The sequence below is a fragment of the Terrabacter tumescens genome (assembly GCF_014646815.1).
GTDB lineage: Bacteria > Actinomycetota > Actinomycetes > Actinomycetales > Dermatophilaceae > Terrabacter > Terrabacter tumescens.
The window spans coordinates 746328-764702 of record NZ_BMNZ01000001.1; the positions used below are offsets into that span (position 1 = coordinate 746328).

14 protein-coding genes are annotated in these 18375 nt (G+C 71.9%); 4 read left to right on the forward strand and 10 right to left on the reverse strand.

Annotation, left to right across the window (positions count from 1 at the left end; translation table 11 throughout):
- Positions 1-37 precede the first annotated feature (37 nt).
- From arc to IEY30_RS03540, 4 genes are all read right to left on the reverse strand, one after another.
- Positions 38-1834, reverse strand: a complete 1797-nt coding sequence (arc, locus tag IEY30_RS03525) for a proteasome ATPase (RefSeq protein ID WP_030146049.1) — start codon at positions 1832-1834, stop codon at positions 38-40.
- A gap of 56 nt (positions 1835-1890) precedes the next feature.
- Positions 1891-3003, reverse strand: coding sequence for a tRNA (adenine-N1)-methyltransferase (locus IEY30_RS03530; RefSeq protein WP_030146048.1), 1113 nt, complete (start codon positions 3001-3003; stop codon positions 1891-1893).
- Positions 3004-3014: 11 nt separating this feature from the next.
- A complete protein-coding gene (locus tag IEY30_RS03535) occupies positions 3015-3530 on the reverse strand; it encodes a single-stranded DNA-binding protein (RefSeq protein WP_081920233.1) in 516 nt (171 codons plus the stop codon).
- Positions 3531-3767: 237 nt separating this feature from the next.
- Entirely contained in the window at positions 3768-4913 is a 1146-nt protein-coding gene (locus IEY30_RS03540) for a site-2 protease family protein (protein ID WP_030146046.1), read from the reverse strand.
- Between the two features lie 105 nt (positions 4914-5018).
- Between IEY30_RS03540 and IEY30_RS03545 the strand changes: the two genes are divergently transcribed.
- A complete protein-coding gene (locus IEY30_RS03545) occupies positions 5019-5858 on the forward strand; it encodes a RecB family exonuclease (RefSeq protein WP_043415523.1) in 840 nt (279 codons plus the stop codon).
- A gap of 92 nt (positions 5859-5950) precedes the next feature.
- Here the strand turns inward: IEY30_RS03545 and IEY30_RS03550 are convergent, their stop codons facing one another.
- Positions 5951-7330, reverse strand: a complete 1380-nt coding sequence (locus tag IEY30_RS03550; RefSeq protein ID WP_229674815.1) for an aspartate aminotransferase family protein — start codon at positions 7328-7330, stop codon at positions 5951-5953.
- A 12-nt stretch (positions 7331-7342) separates the two neighbouring features.
- On the reverse strand, positions 7343-8842 hold the full coding sequence (locus IEY30_RS03555; RefSeq protein ID WP_030146043.1) for a CoA-acylating methylmalonate-semialdehyde dehydrogenase: 1500 nt from the start codon (positions 8840-8842) through the stop codon (positions 7343-7345).
- 60 nt (positions 8843-8902) lie between these two features.
- Between IEY30_RS03555 and IEY30_RS03560 the strand changes: the two genes are divergently transcribed.
- Positions 8903-10255, forward strand: a complete 1353-nt coding sequence (locus IEY30_RS03560; RefSeq protein WP_030146042.1) for an aminotransferase-like domain-containing protein — start codon at positions 8903-8905, stop codon at positions 10253-10255.
- Positions 10256-10273: 18 nt separating this feature from the next.
- Here the strand turns inward: IEY30_RS03560 and IEY30_RS03565 are convergent, their stop codons facing one another.
- Both IEY30_RS03565 and IEY30_RS03570 read right to left on the reverse strand, forming a co-directional pair.
- Positions 10274-11710, reverse strand: a complete 1437-nt coding sequence (locus IEY30_RS03565; RefSeq protein WP_043415520.1) for a carboxylesterase/lipase family protein — start codon at positions 11708-11710, stop codon at positions 10274-10276.
- Between the two features lie 79 nt (positions 11711-11789).
- Positions 11790-12161 carry a DUF5997 family protein gene (locus tag IEY30_RS03570; RefSeq protein ID WP_030146040.1) on the reverse strand — a complete coding sequence of 124 codons (372 nt, stop codon included), beginning with the start codon at positions 12159-12161 and terminating at the stop codon, positions 11790-11792.
- Positions 12162-12285: 124 nt separating this feature from the next.
- Between IEY30_RS03570 and IEY30_RS03575 the strand changes: the two genes are divergently transcribed.
- Together IEY30_RS03575 and IEY30_RS03580 are read left to right on the forward strand one after the other, a co-directional pair.
- Entirely contained in the window at positions 12286-13104 is an 819-nt protein-coding gene (locus IEY30_RS03575; protein WP_229674816.1) for a LysR family transcriptional regulator substrate-binding protein, read from the forward strand.
- A gap of 74 nt (positions 13105-13178) precedes the next feature.
- A complete protein-coding gene (locus tag IEY30_RS03580; protein ID WP_156035031.1) occupies positions 13179-13694 on the forward strand; it encodes a hypothetical protein in 516 nt (171 codons plus the stop codon).
- Here the strand turns inward: IEY30_RS03580 and IEY30_RS03585 are convergent.
- Together IEY30_RS03585 and metH are read right to left on the reverse strand one after the other, a co-directional pair.
- Complete coding sequence (locus IEY30_RS03585) at positions 13657-14364, reverse strand: HAD family hydrolase (RefSeq protein ID WP_081920231.1); 708 nt, start codon at positions 14362-14364, stop codon at positions 13657-13659. The genes IEY30_RS03580 and IEY30_RS03585 overlap by 38 nt on opposite strands.
- A 4-nt stretch (positions 14365-14368) precedes the next feature.
- Positions 14369-18151 carry a methionine synthase gene (gene metH, locus IEY30_RS03590; RefSeq protein ID WP_030146036.1) on the reverse strand — a complete coding sequence of 1261 codons (3783 nt, stop codon included), beginning with the start codon at positions 18149-18151 and terminating at the stop codon, positions 14369-14371.
- Positions 18152-18375 lie beyond the last annotated feature (224 nt).

The following is an 18375-nucleotide window of genomic DNA, read 5'->3' on the forward strand; positions in this document are numbered from 1 at the left end:
GGCCCGGGAACCGGGCCACCCGGCATACGCGATCGGCTCAGAGGTACTGACCGGTGTTGGCCGTGGCAATCGAGCGACCCGGCTCGGTGCCGTCCTTGCCCTTGAGCAGCGTGCGGATGTAGACGATGCGCTCGCCCTTCTTGCCGCTGATGCGCGCCCAGTCGTCGGGGTTGGTCGTGTTGGGCAGGTCCTCGTTCTCCTTGAACTCGTCGACGCAGCTCGCGAGGAGGTGCTCGACGCGGATGCCCTTCTGGCCGGTCGTCAGGAAGTCCTTGATCGCGAGCTTCTTGGCGCGGTCGACGATGTTCTGGATCATCGCGCCCGAGTTGAAGTCCTTGAAGTAGAGGATCTCCTTGTCGCCGCCCTGGTAGGTGACCTCGAGGAAGCGGTTCTCCTCCGTCTCGGAGTACATCCGCTCGACCGCGGCAGTGATCATGGCGGCCACCGTCGCGTCTCGGTCGCCACCGTTGACCGACAGGTCGTGCTCGTGGAGTGGCAGGGTGTCGGTGAGGTACTTGCTGAAGATGTCGCGCGCGCTCTCGGCGTCGGGCCGCTCGATCTTGATCTTCGCGTCGAGCCGGCCGGGACGCAGGATGGCCGGGTCGATCATGTCCTCACGGTTGGAGGCGCCGATGACGATGACGTTGTCGAGACGCTCCACGCCGTCGATCTCGGCGAGCAGCTGCGGCACGATGGTCGTCTCGACGTCGCTGCTGACCCCCGAACCGCGGGTGCGGAACAGCGAGTCCATCTCGTCGAAGAAGACGACGACCGGCGTGCCGTCCGAGGCCTTCTCGCGGGCGCGCTGGAAGATCAGCCGGATGTGCCGCTCGGTCTCGCCGACGTACTTGTTGAGCAGCTCCGGGCCCTTGATGTTGAGGAAGTAGCTCTTCTCGAGCGGCTGCCCGGTGCGGGCCGACACCTGGCGCGCGAGCGAGGCCGCGACGGCCTTGGCGATGAGCGTCTTGCCACAGCCGGGCGGGCCGTAGAGCAGCACGCCCTTGGGCGGCTTGAGGGCGTGCTCCTTGTAGAGCTCCGGGTGCAGGAACGGCAGCTCGACGGCGTCGCGGATCTGCTCGATCTGCCCCGAGAGGCCACCGATGTCCTCGTAGTCGACGTCGGGGACCTCCTCGAGGACGAGCTCCTCGACCTCGAGCTTGGGGATGACCTCGTGGACGAAGTTGGACCGCGGGTCGAGGGTCAGCGAGTCACCGACCCGGATGCGCTCGGCGAGCAGCGGCGTCGCGATGCGGCACACCCGCTCCTCGTCACCGTGGGTGACGACGACGACACGCTCGTCGTCGATGCGCTCCTTGACGGTGACGACCTCGCCGACGCGCTCGTAGCCGTGCACCGAGACGACGTTGAGCGCCTCGTTGAGCATGACCTCGCGGCCGAGGCCCAGCTCCTGCTGGTCGACGGAGGGGCTGATCGCGACCCGCATCTTGCGCCCGCCGGTGATGATGTCGACGGCGCCGTCGTCGGGCGGGTCGATGACGAGCCCGTAGGTGCTCGGCGGCTGCGCGAGCCGGTCGACCTCCGTCTTCAGGGTGACGATCTGCTCGCGGGCGTCCTTGAGCGTGCGCACGAGGCGCTCGTTCTGCGACGAGAGCGTCGACAGGCTCGTCTGGACGTGGGCGAGCCGTGCCTCGAGCTCACGGGTGCGCTGCGGCGAGTGCCGCGTCACCTCCCGCAGGGACTCGACCTCGGCACGCAGGGCCGCGAGCTCGCGTTCCCCCGCTGCAGCGTCGCCCGCCCCCGGGGCTCCGGGGGCTCCGGGGGCTCCGGCGCCGGCGGCACGCTCAGGGTCTGGGTTGCGGACGTCATCAGACATCTCGGCCTCCTCAATCCGTCACTCGCACATAGTGACGATTCGACCCTAACCCCGGCTCAGCCGATGTCGTCGGACGTTTCAGCCAGTGATCGTCGTACGCGTCGGATCGTCTTGTCGCTCTTGACGCGTTCGCCGAGCGCCTCGGGCGTCCAGGCCTCGGCCGGGATGTCCGTCGCGGCGGTGGACCCGGGCACCACGGCCGTGCGCTCTGCACCGTCGCCGGGCGTGTCGACCGAGTCCCCGCCGGCGGCTCCGTTGTCGACCGCGTCGCCGTAGGCGCCCTTGGCCGGGCGGCGCTTGCGCTCGGGCGGGACGACCCCGGGAGCGAGGCGGCGCGTGGTGATGAGGAAGCCGGTGTGACCGTGCATGCGGTGCTGCGGGCGCACGGCCAGGCCCTCGAGGTGCCAGCCACGCACGAGGGACTCCCACGCGGACGGCTCGGTGAAGCCGCCGTGGGCGCGGATGCCCTCGGCGACGCGGCTCAGCTGGGTGGTCGTGGCGACGTAGCAGATGAGCACACCGCCGGGGATGAGCGCGTCGGAGACGGCGTCGAGGCACTCCCAGGGCGCGAGCATGTCGAGCACGACCCGGTCGACGGTGCCCGGCTCGGCGACGGTCGGCAGGGACTCGACGAGGTCGCCCACCGTGACGGTCCACGCCGGGTGGTCACCGCCGAAGAAGGCCCGTCCGTTGCCGCGCGCGATGTCGGCGAAGTCCTCGCGGCGCTCGAAGGACAGCAACCGGCCGCGCTCACCGATGGCGCGCAGGAGCGACATGGACAGGGCGCCGCTGCCGACGCCGGCCTCGACGACGGTCGCACCGGGGAAGATGTCGGCCATCTGGACGATCTGACCGGAGTCCTTGGGATAGACGACCGCGGCGCCGCGCGGCATCGACATGACGTAGTCGCTGAGCAGCGGGCGCAGCGCGAGGTACTCCACACCGGCGGTGTTGGTGACGACCGAGCCGTCAGGAGAGCCGATGAGGTCGTCGTGGCGCAGGAACCCACGGTGCGTGTGGAACTCGCGGCCGGGCTCGAGCGTGATCGTGTGCAGGCGCCCCTTGGGGTCGGTCAGCTGGATGCGCTCGCCGACCTCGAAGACGCCGCGGCGGTCGTGCGCTCCCGGGACGTGGGACTGCGCTGCGGAGGACTGCTCGGCGTCGGTCATGGGAGCACAGTCTAGGTGCCGGCGGGCCCTGCCCCGGACACCCTCCGCAACGCCGACGCCTCGACCTCGTAGCGGCTCTGCCGACCACCCGGTCCGCCGAAGAACCGGCGGCGCAGGGCGCCCTCGAGCTCGACGAGGTCACCGGCCCGCAGTCGCATCGCGGAGCGTCGCGTGGCTGCCGTCCAGCACACGACGTCGATGGTGTCGACCGTCGCCCGCCTCGGGCCGTCGACGGCCGGGCGGCGCCGGCCGGCCGGGGCGTCGCGAGGGACCACGACACGCAGCACCGCGATGTGGTCGCCGCTCGGCAGCTCGCGCTCCTCGGCCTCGGCCGCGAGCCGGCCTCGGATGGCCACCTCGTTGCGCCCGGGGACGGTGTCGTCCTGGCTCGCGCCCGTCGTGCTCTTCGTCCCGCTGGCCGCGCCCGTCGCGCCCGTCGTGCTCTTCCTCGCGCCCGTCAAGATCGTCGCGCTCAAAGTGCTCTTCCTCGCGCTCGTCGTGCTCGTCGCTGTCCGGCTCGTGGCCATGGTGCCTCCTCCGGCCCGCGTGTCGGGCCACGGACCCACCGTGTCGGGCAGACGCGGCGGGCGCTGCCCCCTCCCGCGCGGCTGTGGACAGCGTCGCCCGCCCCGAGGGAGGTGTGGACAGCGTTCCCACCGCACCCACGGCGGCCGCATGCCTTGGCAGATGGGCGGCTGCACACGGCATACGACCCCGTCGAGGGACGACCCCACCACACCGCGGTGGCAGAGGGCCGAGGTGCGTCAGCGGCGGCCGCGGCGGGAGAGCTCGGCCCCGACGACGGCGTTGATGTGCTCGGCGCTCGCCAGGCCGCGGACGTCGCGCGTCACCTCGTCGACGACGACGGCGAGGGAGAGCTCACGCTCGCTCATGACGCGGATGAGCTCGGTCAGGACGGCGTCGCCGGGCAGCGCGATGACCCAGGAGGCCGGCTGCGCGACAGTGACCGACGCGATGGTCGTGCGCTCACGGCTCTCGGGCGGCACCGCTGCGGCGGAGTCGGCGTCGACGACACCGAGGGGCCAACCGGCGGGGTCCGCCGCAGCGACCCAGGCGCCACTGGCCACCGCAGCCTCGACCTGGGCGACCGAGGCCGTGCCGGCCACGAGCGACAGCGGCTCGAGCACGTCGGTCGCAAGACCCGCGGTCGCCTCGTGGATGTGCCCGGCACGGACCGCGCCCGACGCTCCTTGCCAGAGGAAGAAGGCGATCGCGACCGGCCACACGAGGTCGAACAGCTGGGGCGGTCGTCCCTCGGCCAGCGGCCGCACGGCGAACCACACGACGGTGAGCACCGCGACGACCCGGCCGAGCCAGCCGGCCGCGACGAGGCCGCGGCCCTTGCTGCCCGTGGCACGCCACACGAGCGCGCTGACGATCTGGCCGCCGTCGAGCGGGAGCCCCGGCAGCAGGTTGAACAGGCCCACGAGCAGGTTGGCGACGGCGACGATGCCGAGCAGCGTCAGCGCCGTCTCGTTGGTCGTCAGGGAGCGGAGGCCCCACACCACCGCCGCGAGGACGAGGTTGGACAGCGGACCGACGACGGCGACGACCGCGGTCGTGGTGGGCGAGCTGCGGGTCGAGTCGTAGACCGTGTGCCCACCCCACACGTCAGCCACGATGCGGCTGACCGGGTGACCGCGCCAGCGCGCGGCCAGGGCGTGGGCCGCCTCGTGCACGAGGACGGAGACGAGCAGCAGGACGGCGTAGCCGGCCGCGAGCAGGTAGCCGTACGAGGCTCCGCGGTCGGCGCGGGCGAGGTTGGGCCCGAAGACGACGACGATGAGCACGGCGATGACTGGCCAGGACCGACCGAGGTATACCGGTGTCCCGGCGAGGCTGCCGATCCGCCACCCGTAGGCCGCGGAGGGGCGGACGGGAGTGCTCATGCACCCGAGCCTAAGCCCTGCGCGACGCCTCACCCTGTGCCGGTCCCGTGCGTGGCCTGTGGGCGTCGCGGGGGCGGTGTCGCCGCAGCGGCATACAGTCGCCCCATGGTTGCAGCGCTGTCCCCCAGTCGGGCCTCGGACTTCATGTCGTGCCCGCTGCTCTACCGCTTCCGCGTCATCGACAAGCTCCCCTCCCCTCCGACCCAGGCCACGGCGCGGGGCACGCTCGTGCACGCCGTCCTCGAGCGGCTCTTCGACCTGCCGGCCCACGAGCGCACCCTCGAGGCCGCGGTGGGGCTCGTGCCCCAGGAGTGGGAGCGCCTCGCCGACGAGGAGCCGGCGATGCTCGACCTGCTCACGGAGCACGACGGACGCACCGACGAGTGGTTCGCCGGCGCGGCGACCCTGCTGCAGACGTGGTTCGGCCTCGAGGACCCCACCCGGCTCGAGCCGGCCGAGCGAGAGCTCTACGTCGAGACCGAGATCGACGGCCTGGTCCTGCGCGGCTACGTCGACCGCCTCGACGTGGCGCCGGGCGGCGCGATGCGCGTCGTCGACTACAAGACCGGGCGCTCGCCCTCGGAGCACTTCGAGGCCAAGGCGCTCTTCCAGATGAAGTTCTACGCGCTCGTGCTGTGGCGCCAGCGGGGCGTCATGCCCAAGCGCCTGCAGCTGGTCTACCTCGGCAACAGCGAGATCGTCGCCTACGAGCCGGACGAGCAGGACCTGCTCGGCACCGAGCGCAAGGTCAAGGCCCTGTGGCAGGCCATCGAGCGCGCGGCGACCACGGGCGACTGGCGGCCCAGCCCGAGCCGGCTCTGCGACTGGTGCGACCACCGGGCGCTCTGCCCGGCCTGGGGCGGCACTCCCCCGCCGCTGCCCGTCGACGCCGCCGAGCGCGCCGTCGACCCCAACGTCACGGGCGTCGTCGAGCTCGATGCCTGAGCCTCGACCACGTACGACCTGCGGACGACCGAGGACGTATGCCGTGTGGCTGGGCCACACGGCATACGTCCTCGATGTCGTTCGGTCGGCTCTCAGACGGTGAACTCGTCCGCGACCGAGAGCGCCTCGTCGAGCACCGCGAGACCGTCCTCGACCTCGGCGGGCGTCGTCGTGCACGGGGGCACGACGTGCGTCCGGTTGAAGTGCGTGAACGGCCACAGCCCGCGCTGCTTGCACGCCGCGGCGAAGGCCGCCATCGGGCGGGCCGCCTCCCCTGCCGCGTTGTAGGGCACCAGCGGCTCGCGGGTCTCGCGGTCCCGGACCAGCTCGACCGCCCAGAAGACGCCCAGGCCGCGCACGTCGCCGACGCTCGGGTGCTTCGCCGCGATCTCGCGCAGCCGCGGCCCGATGACGTCGGTGCCGAGCATGCGGGCGTTGCCGATGATGCCCTCCTCGTGGAAGGCGTTGATCGAGGCGACCGCTGACGCGCAGGCGAGCGGGTGGCCCGAGTAGGTCAGGCCGCCGGGGAAGGCGCGCTGGTCGAACGTCGCCCGGATCTCGTCTGAGATGACGACACCGCCGAGCGGCACATAGCCGGAGTTGACGCCCTTGGCGAAGGTGATGAGGTCGGGTCGGACGCCCCAGTGGTCGACGGCGAACCACTCGCCGCACCGGCCGAAGCCGGCCATGACCTCGTCGGCGATGAGCATGATGCCGTGCTCGTCGCACAGGTCGCGCACGCCCTGCAGGTAGCCGTCCGGCGGGACGAGGATGCCGTTGGTGCCGACGACGGTCTCGAGGATGATCGCCGCGATCGTGTGGGCGCCCTCGACCATGATCGTGTCGCGCAGGTGCTGGAGCGCCCGGTCGCGCTCCTGCTCCTCGGTCTCGGAGTGGAACGCCGACCGGTAGGTGTAGGGGCCCCAGAAGTGCACCACGCCGGCGATGCCCGGCTCGGACGGCCAGCGCCGCGGGTCGCCGGTCAGGGTGATCGAGCCGGCCGTGGCGCCGTGGTAGCTGCGGTAGGTCGCGAGGACCTTGTGCCGGCCGGTGTGCAGACGCGCCATCCGGATCGCGTTCTCGTTGGCCTCGGCCCCGCCGTTGGTGAAGAACACCGCCGACAGGCCCTCGGGCGCGACCTCCGTGATGAGGCGCGCCGCCTCGCTGCGGGCGTCGTTGGCGAAGGCGGGCTGGATCGTCGCGAGCCGGGCGGCCTGCTCCTGGATGGCGGCCACGACCTTGGGGTGGCCGTAGCCGATGTTGACGTTGACGAGCTGGCTGCTGAAGTCGAGGTAGCGCTTGCCGTCGTAGTCCCAGAAGTAGGAGCCCTCCGCCCGGGCGATGGGCAGCGGGTCGATGAGGCCCTGAGCGGACCACGAGTGGAAGACGTGGGCGCGGTCGAGCGCGCGGACCTCGTCGCCGGTCATGGCCTCGAGGCGGGCGGCGACGACGGTGTGGTCGATGTCGGTCATGCGTGGGTCCTCTCAGCGGGTGCGCGGGAAGCCGAGGTCGACGCTCGAGGTGGCGGGGTCGGGCCAGCGCTGCGTCACGACCTTGCCGCGCGTGTAGAAGTTGATCCCCTCGGGCCCGTACATGTGGGTGTCGCCGAAGAGCGAGTCCTTCCAGCCGCCGAACGAGTAGTACGCGACGGGGACGGGGATGGGGACGTTGATGCCGACCATGCCCACCTCGACCTCGTTCTGGAACCTCCGGGCGGCGCCGCCGTCGCGGGTGAAGATCGCGGTGCCGTTGGCGTACTGGTTGCTGTTGATGAGCGCGAGGCCCTCGTCGTAGGTGTCGACACGGACCACGGACAGGACCGGTCCGAAGATCTCGTCGCGGTAGACCGTCATGTCGGGCGTCACGTCGTCGAGCAGCGTCATGCCGAGGAAGAAGCCGTCCTGCGGGACCTCCTGCTGACGTCCGTCGACGACGACGGTCGCCCCGGCCTCGGCGCCGGCGGCGACGTAGCCGGCGACCTTGTCGCGGTGCTCGGCCGTGATGAGCGGCCCCATGTCGGTGCCCTCGTCGGCGCCCGGGCCGACGGTCAGCTTGGGCAGCCGGGACGAGATCGCCGCGACGAGCTCGTCGCCGACCCCACCGACGGCCACGGCGACCGACAGCGCCATGCAGCGCTCGCCGGCCGCGCCGTAGGCGGCCGACACGATGGCGTCGGCGGCCATGTCGACGTCGGCGTCGGGCAGCACGAGAGCGTGGTTCTTCGCCCCGCCGAGCGCCTGCACGCGCTTGCCGTTGGCAGTCCCGCGCTCGTAGATGTACTTCGCGATCGCGGTCGAGCCGACGAAGCTGACCGCGGCGACGTCGTCGTGGTCGAGCAGCGCGTCGACGGCCTCCTTGTCGCCGTGCACCACGGTGAAGACGCCGTCGGGCAGGCCGGCCTCCTTCCAGAGCTCGGCGAGGAAGAGCGAGGCGGACGGGTCCTTCTCGCTGGGCTTGAGGACGAACGCGTTGCCGCAGGCGATGGCGTTGGCACACATCCAGAGCGGCACCATGACGGGGAAGTTGAACGGCGTGATGCCGGCGACGACGCCGAGCGGCTGGCGGATGCTGTAGACGTCGACGCCGCTCGCGGCCTGCTCGGAGAAGCCGCCCTGGAGCAGCTGCGGCACGCCCGTGGCGAACTCGACGTTCTCGAGGCCGCGGGCGATCTCCCCGACGGCGTCCGAGAGGACCTTGCCGTGCTCTGCCGTCACGATCGCGGCGAGCTCGTCGGTGCGGGTGTGGAGCAGCTCCCGGAAGGCGAAGAGCACGGCCGCCCGCTTCGACAGCGAGCTCGTGCGCCAGTCGCGGGCCGCTGCGGCCGCCGTCTTGACAACGGCGTCGACCTCGGTGGCCGACGCGAGCGACACCTCCCCCGTCACGCGCCCCGTCGCGGGGTCGTGCACCGGAGCGGTCCGGCCTGAGGTGCCGGGCACGCGCGCGCCCGAGATCCAGTGGTCGATGGTCACAGCCTGGGTCGTCATGCCGCCCACGCTACGTGCCACCACTACCCCACACAAAGCGTTGATTGCTATGTTACGAAGATGCGCGCCGTCATCTCAGCTCTCGAGGAGCGTCTCGACGCCCCGACCGCCAAGGGCTTGGCCCAGGCGGTGTCGCGGGCCATCCGCGACGCGGCGCTGCAGCCCGGTGACCAGCTGCCCCCGATCCGGCGGGTGGCCGAGGAGCTGATGATGTCGCCCACCACGGTGAGCGCGGCGTGGCAGCTGCTCGCGCGGTCGGGGACGATCCGCTCGGACGGTCGGCGCGGCACGACGGTCGCCCCCACCGCGCGCGGCGGGGAGCGCTACACCCGGGCGCTGCGCCACGACTCCCCCGTGAGCCTCGACCTCTCGACCGGCATCCCCGACGGCGCCCTGCTGCCGCCCCTCGTGCCTGTGCTCTCGGGCCTGTCCGAGCCCGCGACCCCGAGCAGCTACCTCGACGACCCCGTGCTCGACGAGCTGCGCGGCGTGCTGGTCGAGGACTGGCCGTATGCCGCCGAGGAGCTCCTCGTCGTCGACGGCGCCATGGACGCGCTGGACCTGGTCTCCCGCACCCTGTTGCGCCCCGGCGACCTCGTGCTCGTCGAGAACCCCGGCTTCCCACCGCTGCTCGACCTGCTCGAGGACCGGGGGGTCGATGTCGTCGGGGTGCCGCTCGACGAGACCGGCCTCGAGCTCGACCGGGTCGAGGAGCTGCTTCCGAGGCGACCCGCAGCGGTCGTCCTCCAGCCTCGTGGCCAGAACCCCACCGGGGTGTCGATGTCGCCCACCCGCGCGCGCCGCCTGGCCGCGCTGCTGCGCGGTCACGACTGCATCGTCGTCGAGGACGACTCGAGCGGGCCCATCTCGACGTCCGCGGCGATCAGCCTCGGAGCCTGGATCCCGGACCAGGTGCTCCACATCCGCAGCTTCAGCAAGTCGCACGGTCCCGACCTGCGCATCGCCGCGATGAGTGGGCCGGCGGCGCTGCTCGCGCCCGTGCGCCACGCCCGGGCGATCGGGCAGGGCTGGACGAGCCGACTGCTGCAACGGGTGCTTGCCGGCCTCCTGCGTGACGACGAGTGCGCCAGGCGCACTGCTGCGGCGCGCGGCGAGTACGCCCGGCGGCGCGAGCTCGTCGTGGATCGCCTCGTGACGCACGGCATCGACGTGCCGGGCACCGACGGCCTCAACATCTGGGTGCCCGTGCGTGACGAGGCCGCAGCGGTGCTCCGTCTTGCCAGCCAGGGGATCGCCGTGACGCCCGGTTCGCCGTTCTCGGTCGAGCACCCGGCTGGCCCCGCCGGCCACGTCCGGGTCACCACCGGCCTCGTCCGCGAGAACCACGCCGAGGTGGCCGACCTCATCGCCGAGGCCGCGACCGCAGGGGCGTGGACCGCGCAGCACCGCTGACACCCCGGGTGGCGGCCCTCAGGGCGCTTGGGGCAGGTCCAGCACCTCGGGCGCTCGGGTCCAGATCTCCCGCGACACCTTCTCGGGGTACTCACCGACCGCGGGCTCGCCACCGAACAGACGAGTCGTGCCGGTCCCGAAGCCCGGCCAGCCGGGGTCCCCGTCGCGCGCGAACGAGGTCCAGGCCTCGCGCATCTGCCGCGAGAGCTCCTCGGCCTCCGGGCCGGGCTCGCCGATCAGCAGGGCGGGCTGTCCGGCGGTGAGGTTGCCGAACACCAGGGGCACGTCGAGACCGTGGCAGGCGCCGAGCACCCCGCCCATGCCGGGCGCCGGCCAGGTCAGCTCGTAGAGGTGCACCCGCCCGCCCGCCGCGAGCTGCGCCTCGGCGAGCTTGAGCGACGGCATCCGGAAGAGCCAGTCCGAGCGCACCACCTCGTACAGCTCCTCGGGGTCCGGGAAGGCGCGGCGGTAGCGCTCCGGGTCGGGCCCGAAGACCTCGGCGGTCTCCACGGCCTGCGCCGGCGAGACCTCGCCGAGCATCCCGGTGAGGGCCGTGAGCAGCCGCTGCTCCTCGCGCGTGTGCCCCACCATGAGCTCCACCCGACCCGTGAGGCCCTGCCACGGCGTCGTGGGCAGCACGTCCCCGTCGACGACCGGGGCGAAGAGCACCTGGGCGTGTGCCGTCGGGCCCCACCGACGGGTCAGCTGCCCCAGCCGTGCCGAGACGGCGTCACCGGCCGCGGGAAGCAGCCGGGGGTCCACCGAGGGCAGGTCGGCGGGCTCGACGCCCAGCTCCGCGGCGCACTCCCTCGCGATGTCGGCCGCGAGCGCCGGGGTGAAGAAGGTGCCGGGCACGCTCTGCGCGACGGCCCGCTGGAACAGACCTGCGGCCCGGGGCATGGCGAGGAGCGCCGCCACCGACCCACCACCGGCGGACTGGCCGAAGAGGGTGACCCTTCCCGGGTCACCGCCGAACGCGCTGATGCTGTCGCGGACCCACTCGAGGACGGCGACCTGGTCGAGCAGGCCACGGTTGGCGGGCGCCCCCTCGACGTGGCCGAAGCCCTCGAGACCGACACGATAGTTGAAGGTCACGAGGACGACGCCTGCGCGGGCCAGCGTGCTGCCGTCGTACTCGGGGAGGCCGGACATGCCGAACGCGTAGGCACCGCCCTGCACCCACACCATCACCGGGAGCCTGCCGGCCAGGTCAGGTGACCACACGTTGACGGTCAGCCACTCGTCGCCCGCGTCACCGAGGGTGTCCATCCCGAACGACCCGGACTGCGGCGGCGGCGGCCCGAAGGCCGTGGCGTCCCGCACGCCCTCCCAGGCACGGACGGGACGGGGCGCCGAGAACGGGACGGGCGGCGCGGCATACGGGATCCCCCGGAAGACGGCGAGCCCGCCCTCGCTCCTGCCGCGCACGACCCCACCGCTGACCTCGACGTCCACCCGAGCAGTGTCGTCGCCGCGGACGCGGGCGTGCCAGCCGATTATCAGCAGCCCTCAGCAGATGCGAGGGCGGCGTGGCTCAGGCGCGCTCGGCGTCGCGCGCCTTGACACGCGCCTCCTCGGCGCGGACCTGCGCGAGGATGTCGCGCTCGGCCACGAGCCAGTCGGGCATCTCGTCGAGCACTGCCTTGATCTCGTCCGTCGTCAGGTGCTCGCCGATGCCGCTGCGGGTCAGGCCCGAGTTGGAGATGCCGAGGCGGCGTGCCGTCTCCTGGCGGGTGTGCGGGCCGTTGCGGCGCAGGTTCGCGAGCCACTCCGGCGGCTCGGCCTGCAGGGCGTTGAGCTCGTCGCGGCTCACGACGCCCTCCTGGAACTCGGCGGGAGTCTCGGCCAGCAGGACGCCGAGCTTCTTCGCGGCCGTCTGGGGCTTCATGGTCTGCGGCTTCGGCATGGGGCAAGCCTAGGGCGCCCTCGCACCGCTGCGCGCCACCCCGTCGTCGTGCAGGGCGCGAGGCCCGGCCCCGCGTCGCGGTCGCGTCGCCGTCGGCCCCTGCGACGTCCTCTACGCTCGGACGGTGACGGACGACGCAGCGGTGGACGGCCAGACCGACGGGGTCGCCCACGACGGCACCGCCTTCCGGGTCGAGTTCGTGCCCGGGGTGACGCCGGACAAGTGGCGTCGCACCTGGCTGCAGCGGCTGCCGGACACCGTCCTCGACCTGGCCCCCGTCGACGAGGCCGAGGCGGTGGCCCACCTGCGGGACGGCAGCGCCTCGATGGCGCTCGTGCGTCTGCCCGTCGACCGTGAGGGCCTGCACGTCATCCCCCTCTACGAGGAGGTCCCGGTGGTCGTCGTGTCCAAGGAGCACCTCGTCTCGGCCGTCGACGAGGTCGACGTCGCCGACCTCGCGGACGAGGTCCTCATGCAGGACCCCGCCTCGGTGCCGGAGTGGCTCGCCGTGGCCACCGCGGGGGCTCGCGAGCGGTCGTCGGCGATGCCGCCCATGACGACGAAGCAGGCAGTGTCGGTCGTGGCGACCGGATCCGGCATCGTCGTCGTGCCGATGTCGGTGGCCCGGCTGCACCACCGCAAGGACGTCGTGCACCGTCCCGTGAACGGGGTTGCGCCGTCGCGCGTCGGCCTCGCGTGGCGCACCGACGACGAGGACCCGCGCATCGAGGACTTCATCGGCATCGTCCGGGGCCGCACCGAGCGCAGCACGCGAGGTGCCGGCGGCGCGGACGTGTCCTCCAAGGCTGATCCGGCCGCCAAGGCGGTCCGGCGTGAGACGTCACCGGGGCGCTCGCAGCACCCCTCTCCCCGCCGCGGCCAGCCGGCCGGTCGCAAGGGCGCGCCGCGCGGGGGTGCCTCCCGACGCAAGGGTCGCCGGTGACCGACCACCCTCCCGGCGCCCTGGGATCGCGAGCCGAGCTGCCTTGGCGTTGGGGTGAGTTCGGACAATCACGTATGCCGGCACGCCTGGTCGGCCACGACGGCCCGGTCGTGAGCCGGGCCGTCACCGTGCAGGCCGAGCCGCACGTCGTCTTCCGGTGGCTGTGCCAGCTGAGGGTGGCGCCGTACAGCTACGACCTGCTGGACAACCTCGGCCGCCGCAGCCCGCGCTCCCTGACGCCGGGCCTGGAGAGGCTCGAGCACGGACAGCGTTTCGCGTCGATCTTCACCCTCGTCGACTGGGTGCCCGACGAGATGGTCGCCCTCGAGATCACCGAGCCGGCCGGCACACGACTCTTCGGACCGCTGCCGCTGGTCTACCAGACGGTGCCGCTGGCCAACGGTCCCACCGAGGGCGCGGCTGCGCGCACGACGCTCCGCGGCGACATCGCGCTCCCCCGGCCGCAGTCTGCCCGGGCCCGTGCCCGCTCCGCCGCCCTTGCCTGGGGCGACCTCGTGATGATGCGTCGCCAGCTGCTGACGCTGGCCCGCCTCAGCGAGCAGACCGCACGCTCGACACGATCCTCGTGAGGTCGGCGGCGCCGACTCCTGCGAGCGTGTCGATGTGCACCGCGCCGTCGATGGGCGGCACGGGGACGACGTGCGGGATCGCGATCGTCGGGACCCCCGCGGCCGTCGCGGAGCGCACGCCCGCCGGCGAGTCCTCGATGGCGATGCAGTCGGCCGGGTCGACCCCGACGAGGCGCGCAGCTGCGAGGTAGGGCTCCGGGTGGGGCTTGCCGTGGCTCACCTCGTCACCCGTCACGAGGTGGTCGAAGGCCCCCTCCGGGAGGCGCTGCACGACCATGTCGGCGAGGGCGCGCCACGACATGGTCACGAGCAACGACGGCACCCCGAGCGTGCCCAGCTCGAGCAGCAGCTCGCGCGCCCCTGGACGCCACGGCACGCGCCGCTCGACCTGGGCGATGACGCGCTGGAGCAGGGCGTCGATGATCTCGGGGACCGTCAGGGAGATCCCGGACTTGTCGATGATCAGCTGCGCCGAGACCTCGAGGGCGTTGCCGACGAGCTGGTGGGCGTACTCGTCGTTCCACTCGCCGCCGTGGGCCGCGACGAGCTCGTGCTCCGCCTGGATCCAGTAGGGCTCGGTGTCGACGAGCGTGCCGTCCATGTCCCACAGCACGGCTGCGGGCAGGGCCGGGACCACGACGTCGGTCTCGGAGGTGTGCGGGAGGGTCACCGGGTCAGTCCTCCGGGTCGTAGGCGAGGTTCGAGGACAGCCAGCGCTCGGCCTCGGCGAGCGTCCAGCCCTTGCGGTCGGCGTAGTCCTGCACCTGGTCGCGGCCGAGCCTGCCGACGACGAAGTACTGCGCCTGCGGGTGTGACAGGTACCAGCCGCTGACGGACGCGCCGGGGGCCATCGCCATGCTCTCCGTGAGCGTGATGCCGGTGTTGGCCTCGACGTCGAGCAGGCGCCAGAGCGTCTCCTTCTCGGTGTGCTCGGGGCACGCCGGGTAGCCCGGGGCCGGGCGGATGCCGGCGTACTGCTCCTTGATGAGCGCCACGTTGTCGAGGTGCTCGTCGGGCGCGTAGCCCCAGAACTCCCTGCGGACCCGCTCGTGCATCCGCTCGGCGAAGGCCTCGGCCAGACGGTCGGCGAGCGACTCGAGCAGGATCGCGTTGTAGTCGTCGAGCTCCGCCCTGAACGCGGCGACGCGTTCCCCGGAGCCGAGCCCGGCCGTGACCGCGAAGCCACCGACCCAGTCCTTGGTCCCCTTGGGGGCGACGTAGTCGGCGAGCGACCGGTTCGGCACGCCGGCGCGGTGCTCACCCTGCTGGCGCAGGTGGTGCAGGACGGTGAGCGGCTCGGTGCGGGCGTCGTCGAGGTAGACCTCGACGTCGTCGCCGACGGAGTTCGCGGGGAAGAAGCCGATGACACCGTTGGCGGTGAGCCAGCGCTCCTCGACGATGCGGTCGAGCATGGCCTGCGCGTCGTCGTAGAGCTTGCGCGCGGCCTGACCGCTCGCCGGGTTGTTGAGGATGTCGGGGAAGCTGCCCTTCATCTCCCACGCGTTGAAGAAGGGCTGCCAGTCGATGTAGCGGCGCAGCTCGCCCAGCGGGTAGTTGCGGAACACCTTGACGTGCTGGGAGATCCGGTGCGAACGCGTGATCGACGAGACGTCGTGGTCCTGCTGGAGCAGGAAGTGCGGGTGTGGCGGCCGGTAGCCGGACCAGTCGACGGCGGTGCGGCGCTCGCGGGCCTGCTCGAGGGTGAGCAGCGGCCGGTCCGCCTTGCCGGCGTGACGGGCCCGGAGCGAGTCGTAGTCCTCCTTGACCTGCGCCAGCAGCTTGGGCCGCAGCTCGTCGCTGAGGAGCGCGGCGGCCGTCGGTACGGAACGCGAGGCGTCCTTGACCCAGACGACCGGCCCGTCGTAGCGCTGGTCCACCTTGACCGCCGTGTGGGCGCGCGAGGTCGTGGCTCCCCCGATGAGCAGCGGGATGGTGAGGCCCTGGCGCTGCATCTCGGCGGCGAAGCCGACCATCTCGTCGAGCGAGGGCGTGATGAGGCCGGACAGGCCGATGATGTCGGCGTCGTGCTCCTTGGCCGCGTCGAGGATCTTCTGGGCCGGCACCATGACGCCGAGGTCGATGACCTCGTAGTTGTTGCACTGGAGGACCACGCCGACGATGTTCTTGCCGATGTCGTGCACGTCGCCCTTGACCGTCGCCATGACGATGGTGCCGTTGGTGTCCTTGGCGGTCGCCAGCTCGGGGTTCTCCGCCTTCTCCTTCTCGATGAACGGGATGAGGTAGGCGACGGCCTTCTTCATGACGCGGGCGCTCTTGACCACCTGCGGGAGGAACATCTTGCCGGCGCCGAAGAGGTCACCGACGACGTTCATGCCGTCCATGAGCGGACCCTCGATGACCTCGATGGGTCGTCCACCGCGCTCGGCGATCTCGGCGCGGAGCAGCTCGGTGTCGGCCTCGACGTGCGCGTCGATGCCCTTGACGAGCGAGTGGGTGATGCGTTCGCCGACGGGCAGGGCGCGCCACTCCTCCTCGCTGACCTCGGCGGCCTGGCCGACCTTGTTGTACTCCTCGGCGATCTCGAGCAGCCGCTCGGCCGCGTCGGGCCGACGGTTGAGGATGACGTCCTCGATGCGCTCGCGCAGCTCGGGGTCGACCTCGTCGTAGACGGCGAGGGCGCCGGCGTTGACGATTCCCATGTCGAGGCCTGCGGAGATCGCGTGGTATAGGAAGACGGCGTGGATCGCCTCGCGCACCGGGTTGTTGCCACGGAAGCTGAACGAGACGTTGGAGATGCCTCCGGACACCTTGGCGCCCGGGAGGTTCTCCTTGATCCAGCGCGTGGCCTCGATGAAGTCCAGGCCGTAGGAGGCGTGCTCCTCGATGCCGGTCGCGACGGCGAAGACGTTGGGGTCGAAGATGATGTCATCGGCCGGGAAGCCGACCTCCTCGGTGAGGAGGCGGTAGGCCCGTGAGCAGATCTGCTTGCGGCGCTCGAGCGAGTCGGCCTGGCCGTCCTCGTCGAAGGCCATGACGACCGCGGCTGCGCCGTACTTGCGCACGAGCCGGGCCTGTCGCAGGAACGGTTCCTCACCCTCCTTGAGGGAGATCGAGTTGACGATGGCCTTGCCCTGCACGCACTTGAGGCCGGCCTCGATGACCTCCCACTTGGAGGAGTCGACCATGACCGGCACCCGGCTGATGTCGGGCTCGCTCGCGACGAGCTTGAGGAAGCGGTCCATGGCCGCGACCCCGTCGATCATGCCCTCGTCCATGTTGACGTCGATGACCTGGGCGCCGCTCTCGACCTGCTGCGCAGCGACCGACAGGGCGGTGTCGTAGTCGCCGTCCTTGATGAGCTTGCGGAAGCGCGCGGAGCCGGTGATGTTGGTGCGCTCGCCGACATTGACGAAGAGGCTGTCCTCGGTGATGGTGAACGGCTCGAGCCCGGACAGGCGCATGGCCGGGGCCACCGTGGACGGCTCGCGGGCCGGCTTGCCGTCGACCGCCCGCGCGATCGCCGCGATGTGCTCCGGCGTCGTGCCGCAGCAGCCGCCCACGAGGTTGACCAGGCCCGCCTCGGCGAACTCGCCGACGATGCCGGCCGTCTCGTCGGGGGCCTCGTCGTACTCGCCGAAGGCGTTCGGCAGACCGGCGTTCGGGTAGCAGGAGACGAACGAGTCCGCGAGGCGCGACATCTCGGCGATGTAGGGCCGCATGTCCTTGGCGCCCAGCGCGCAGTTGAGGCCGACGGCGAGCGGCGAGACGTGGCGGACCGAGTCCCAGAACGCCTCGGTCACCTGTCCCGAGAGGGTGCGCCCGGAGGCGTCGGTGATGGTGCCGGACACGACGACGGGCCAGCGCCGGCCCTGCTCCTCGAAGAGGGTCTCGACGGCGAAGATGGCGGCCTTGGCGTTGAGCGTGTCGAAGATCGTCTCGATGAAGATGAGGTCGCTGCCGCCGTCGACGAGGCCGCGCGCGGCCTCGAGGTAGGCCGCGACCAGCTCGTCGTAGGAGACGTTGCGCGCGCCGGGGTCGTTGACGTCCGGTGAGATCGAGGCCGTACGCGTCGTCGGCCCGAGCGCGCCCGCGACGTAGCGGGGCCGGTCGGGGGTGCGCGCCGTCATCGCGTCGGCCTCGCGCCGGGCCAGTGCCGCGGCCTCGAAGTTGAGCTCGTAGGCGAGCTTCTCCATGCCGTAGTCGGACAGCGAGATCGCGTTGGCGTTGAAGGTGTTGGTCTCGATGATGTCGGCGCCGGCCTCGAGGTACTCACGGTGGATGCCGGCGATGATCTCGGGCGCGGTCAACGTCAGCAGGTCGTTGTTCCCCTGGACGTCGCTCGGCCAGTCGGCGAAGCGCTCGCCGCGGTAGCCGGCCTCGTCGGGCCGGTCGCGCTGGATGGCCGTGCCCATGGCGCCGTCGAGGATCATGATGCGCTGGCCGAGCGTGGCGGTCAGACTCTCGGTGGCGTCGGGTCGCTGCAGCGACTGGGACAACGTGGCTCCTCTCGGCGGCACGGGTCTCGTGCCGAGTGACGGGACCGGCCTGATTCTACGGACCCGCCACCGGCGCCGCGTCGCCGCCCGCACTGCGGGCACGTGCCGTGGATCCAGGTCCGGTCGCGGGCCCGCCCACGACCTGTGCCGACGCGTCCGGGACGCGCGCCCGGGAGTTCGGTGCATCCGCTCCGGCAGGTCCTAGGCTGAAGGGGTGGACGCGA

Excerpts from the sequence above, each read along its gene's own strand:
- IEY30_RS03570 (WP_030146040.1), bottom strand. The coding sequence starts at position 12,161 with ATGCCGAAGCCGCAGACCATGAAGCCCCAGACGGCCGCGAAGAAGCTC.
- arc (WP_030146049.1), bottom strand. The coding sequence starts at position 1,834 with ATGTCTGATGACGTCCGCAACCCAGACCCTGAGCGTGCCGCCGGCGCC.
- IEY30_RS03530 (WP_030146048.1), bottom strand. The coding sequence starts at position 3,003 with ATGACCGACGCCGAGCAGTCCTCCGCAGCGCAGTCCCACGTCCCGGGA.
- IEY30_RS03545 (WP_043415523.1), top strand. The coding sequence starts at position 5,019 with ATGGTTGCAGCGCTGTCCCCCAGTCGGGCCTCGGACTTCATGTCGTGC.
- IEY30_RS03580 (WP_156035031.1), top strand. The coding sequence starts at position 13,179 with ATGCCGGCACGCCTGGTCGGCCACGACGGCCCGGTCGTGAGCCGGGCC.
- IEY30_RS03555 (WP_030146043.1), bottom strand. The coding sequence starts at position 8,842 with ATGACGACCCAGGCTGTGACCATCGACCACTGGATCTCGGGCGCGCGC.
- IEY30_RS03540 (WP_030146046.1), bottom strand. The coding sequence starts at position 4,913 with ATGAGCACTCCCGTCCGCCCCTCCGCGGCCTACGGGTGGCGGATCGGC.
- IEY30_RS03560 (WP_030146042.1), top strand. The coding sequence starts at position 8,903 with ATGCGCGCCGTCATCTCAGCTCTCGAGGAGCGTCTCGACGCCCCGACC.
- IEY30_RS03535 (WP_081920233.1), bottom strand. The coding sequence starts at position 3,530 with ATGGCCACGAGCCGGACAGCGACGAGCACGACGAGCGCGAGGAAGAGC.
- IEY30_RS03550 (WP_229674815.1), bottom strand. The coding sequence starts at position 7,330 with ATGACCGACATCGACCACACCGTCGTCGCCGCCCGCCTCGAGGCCATG.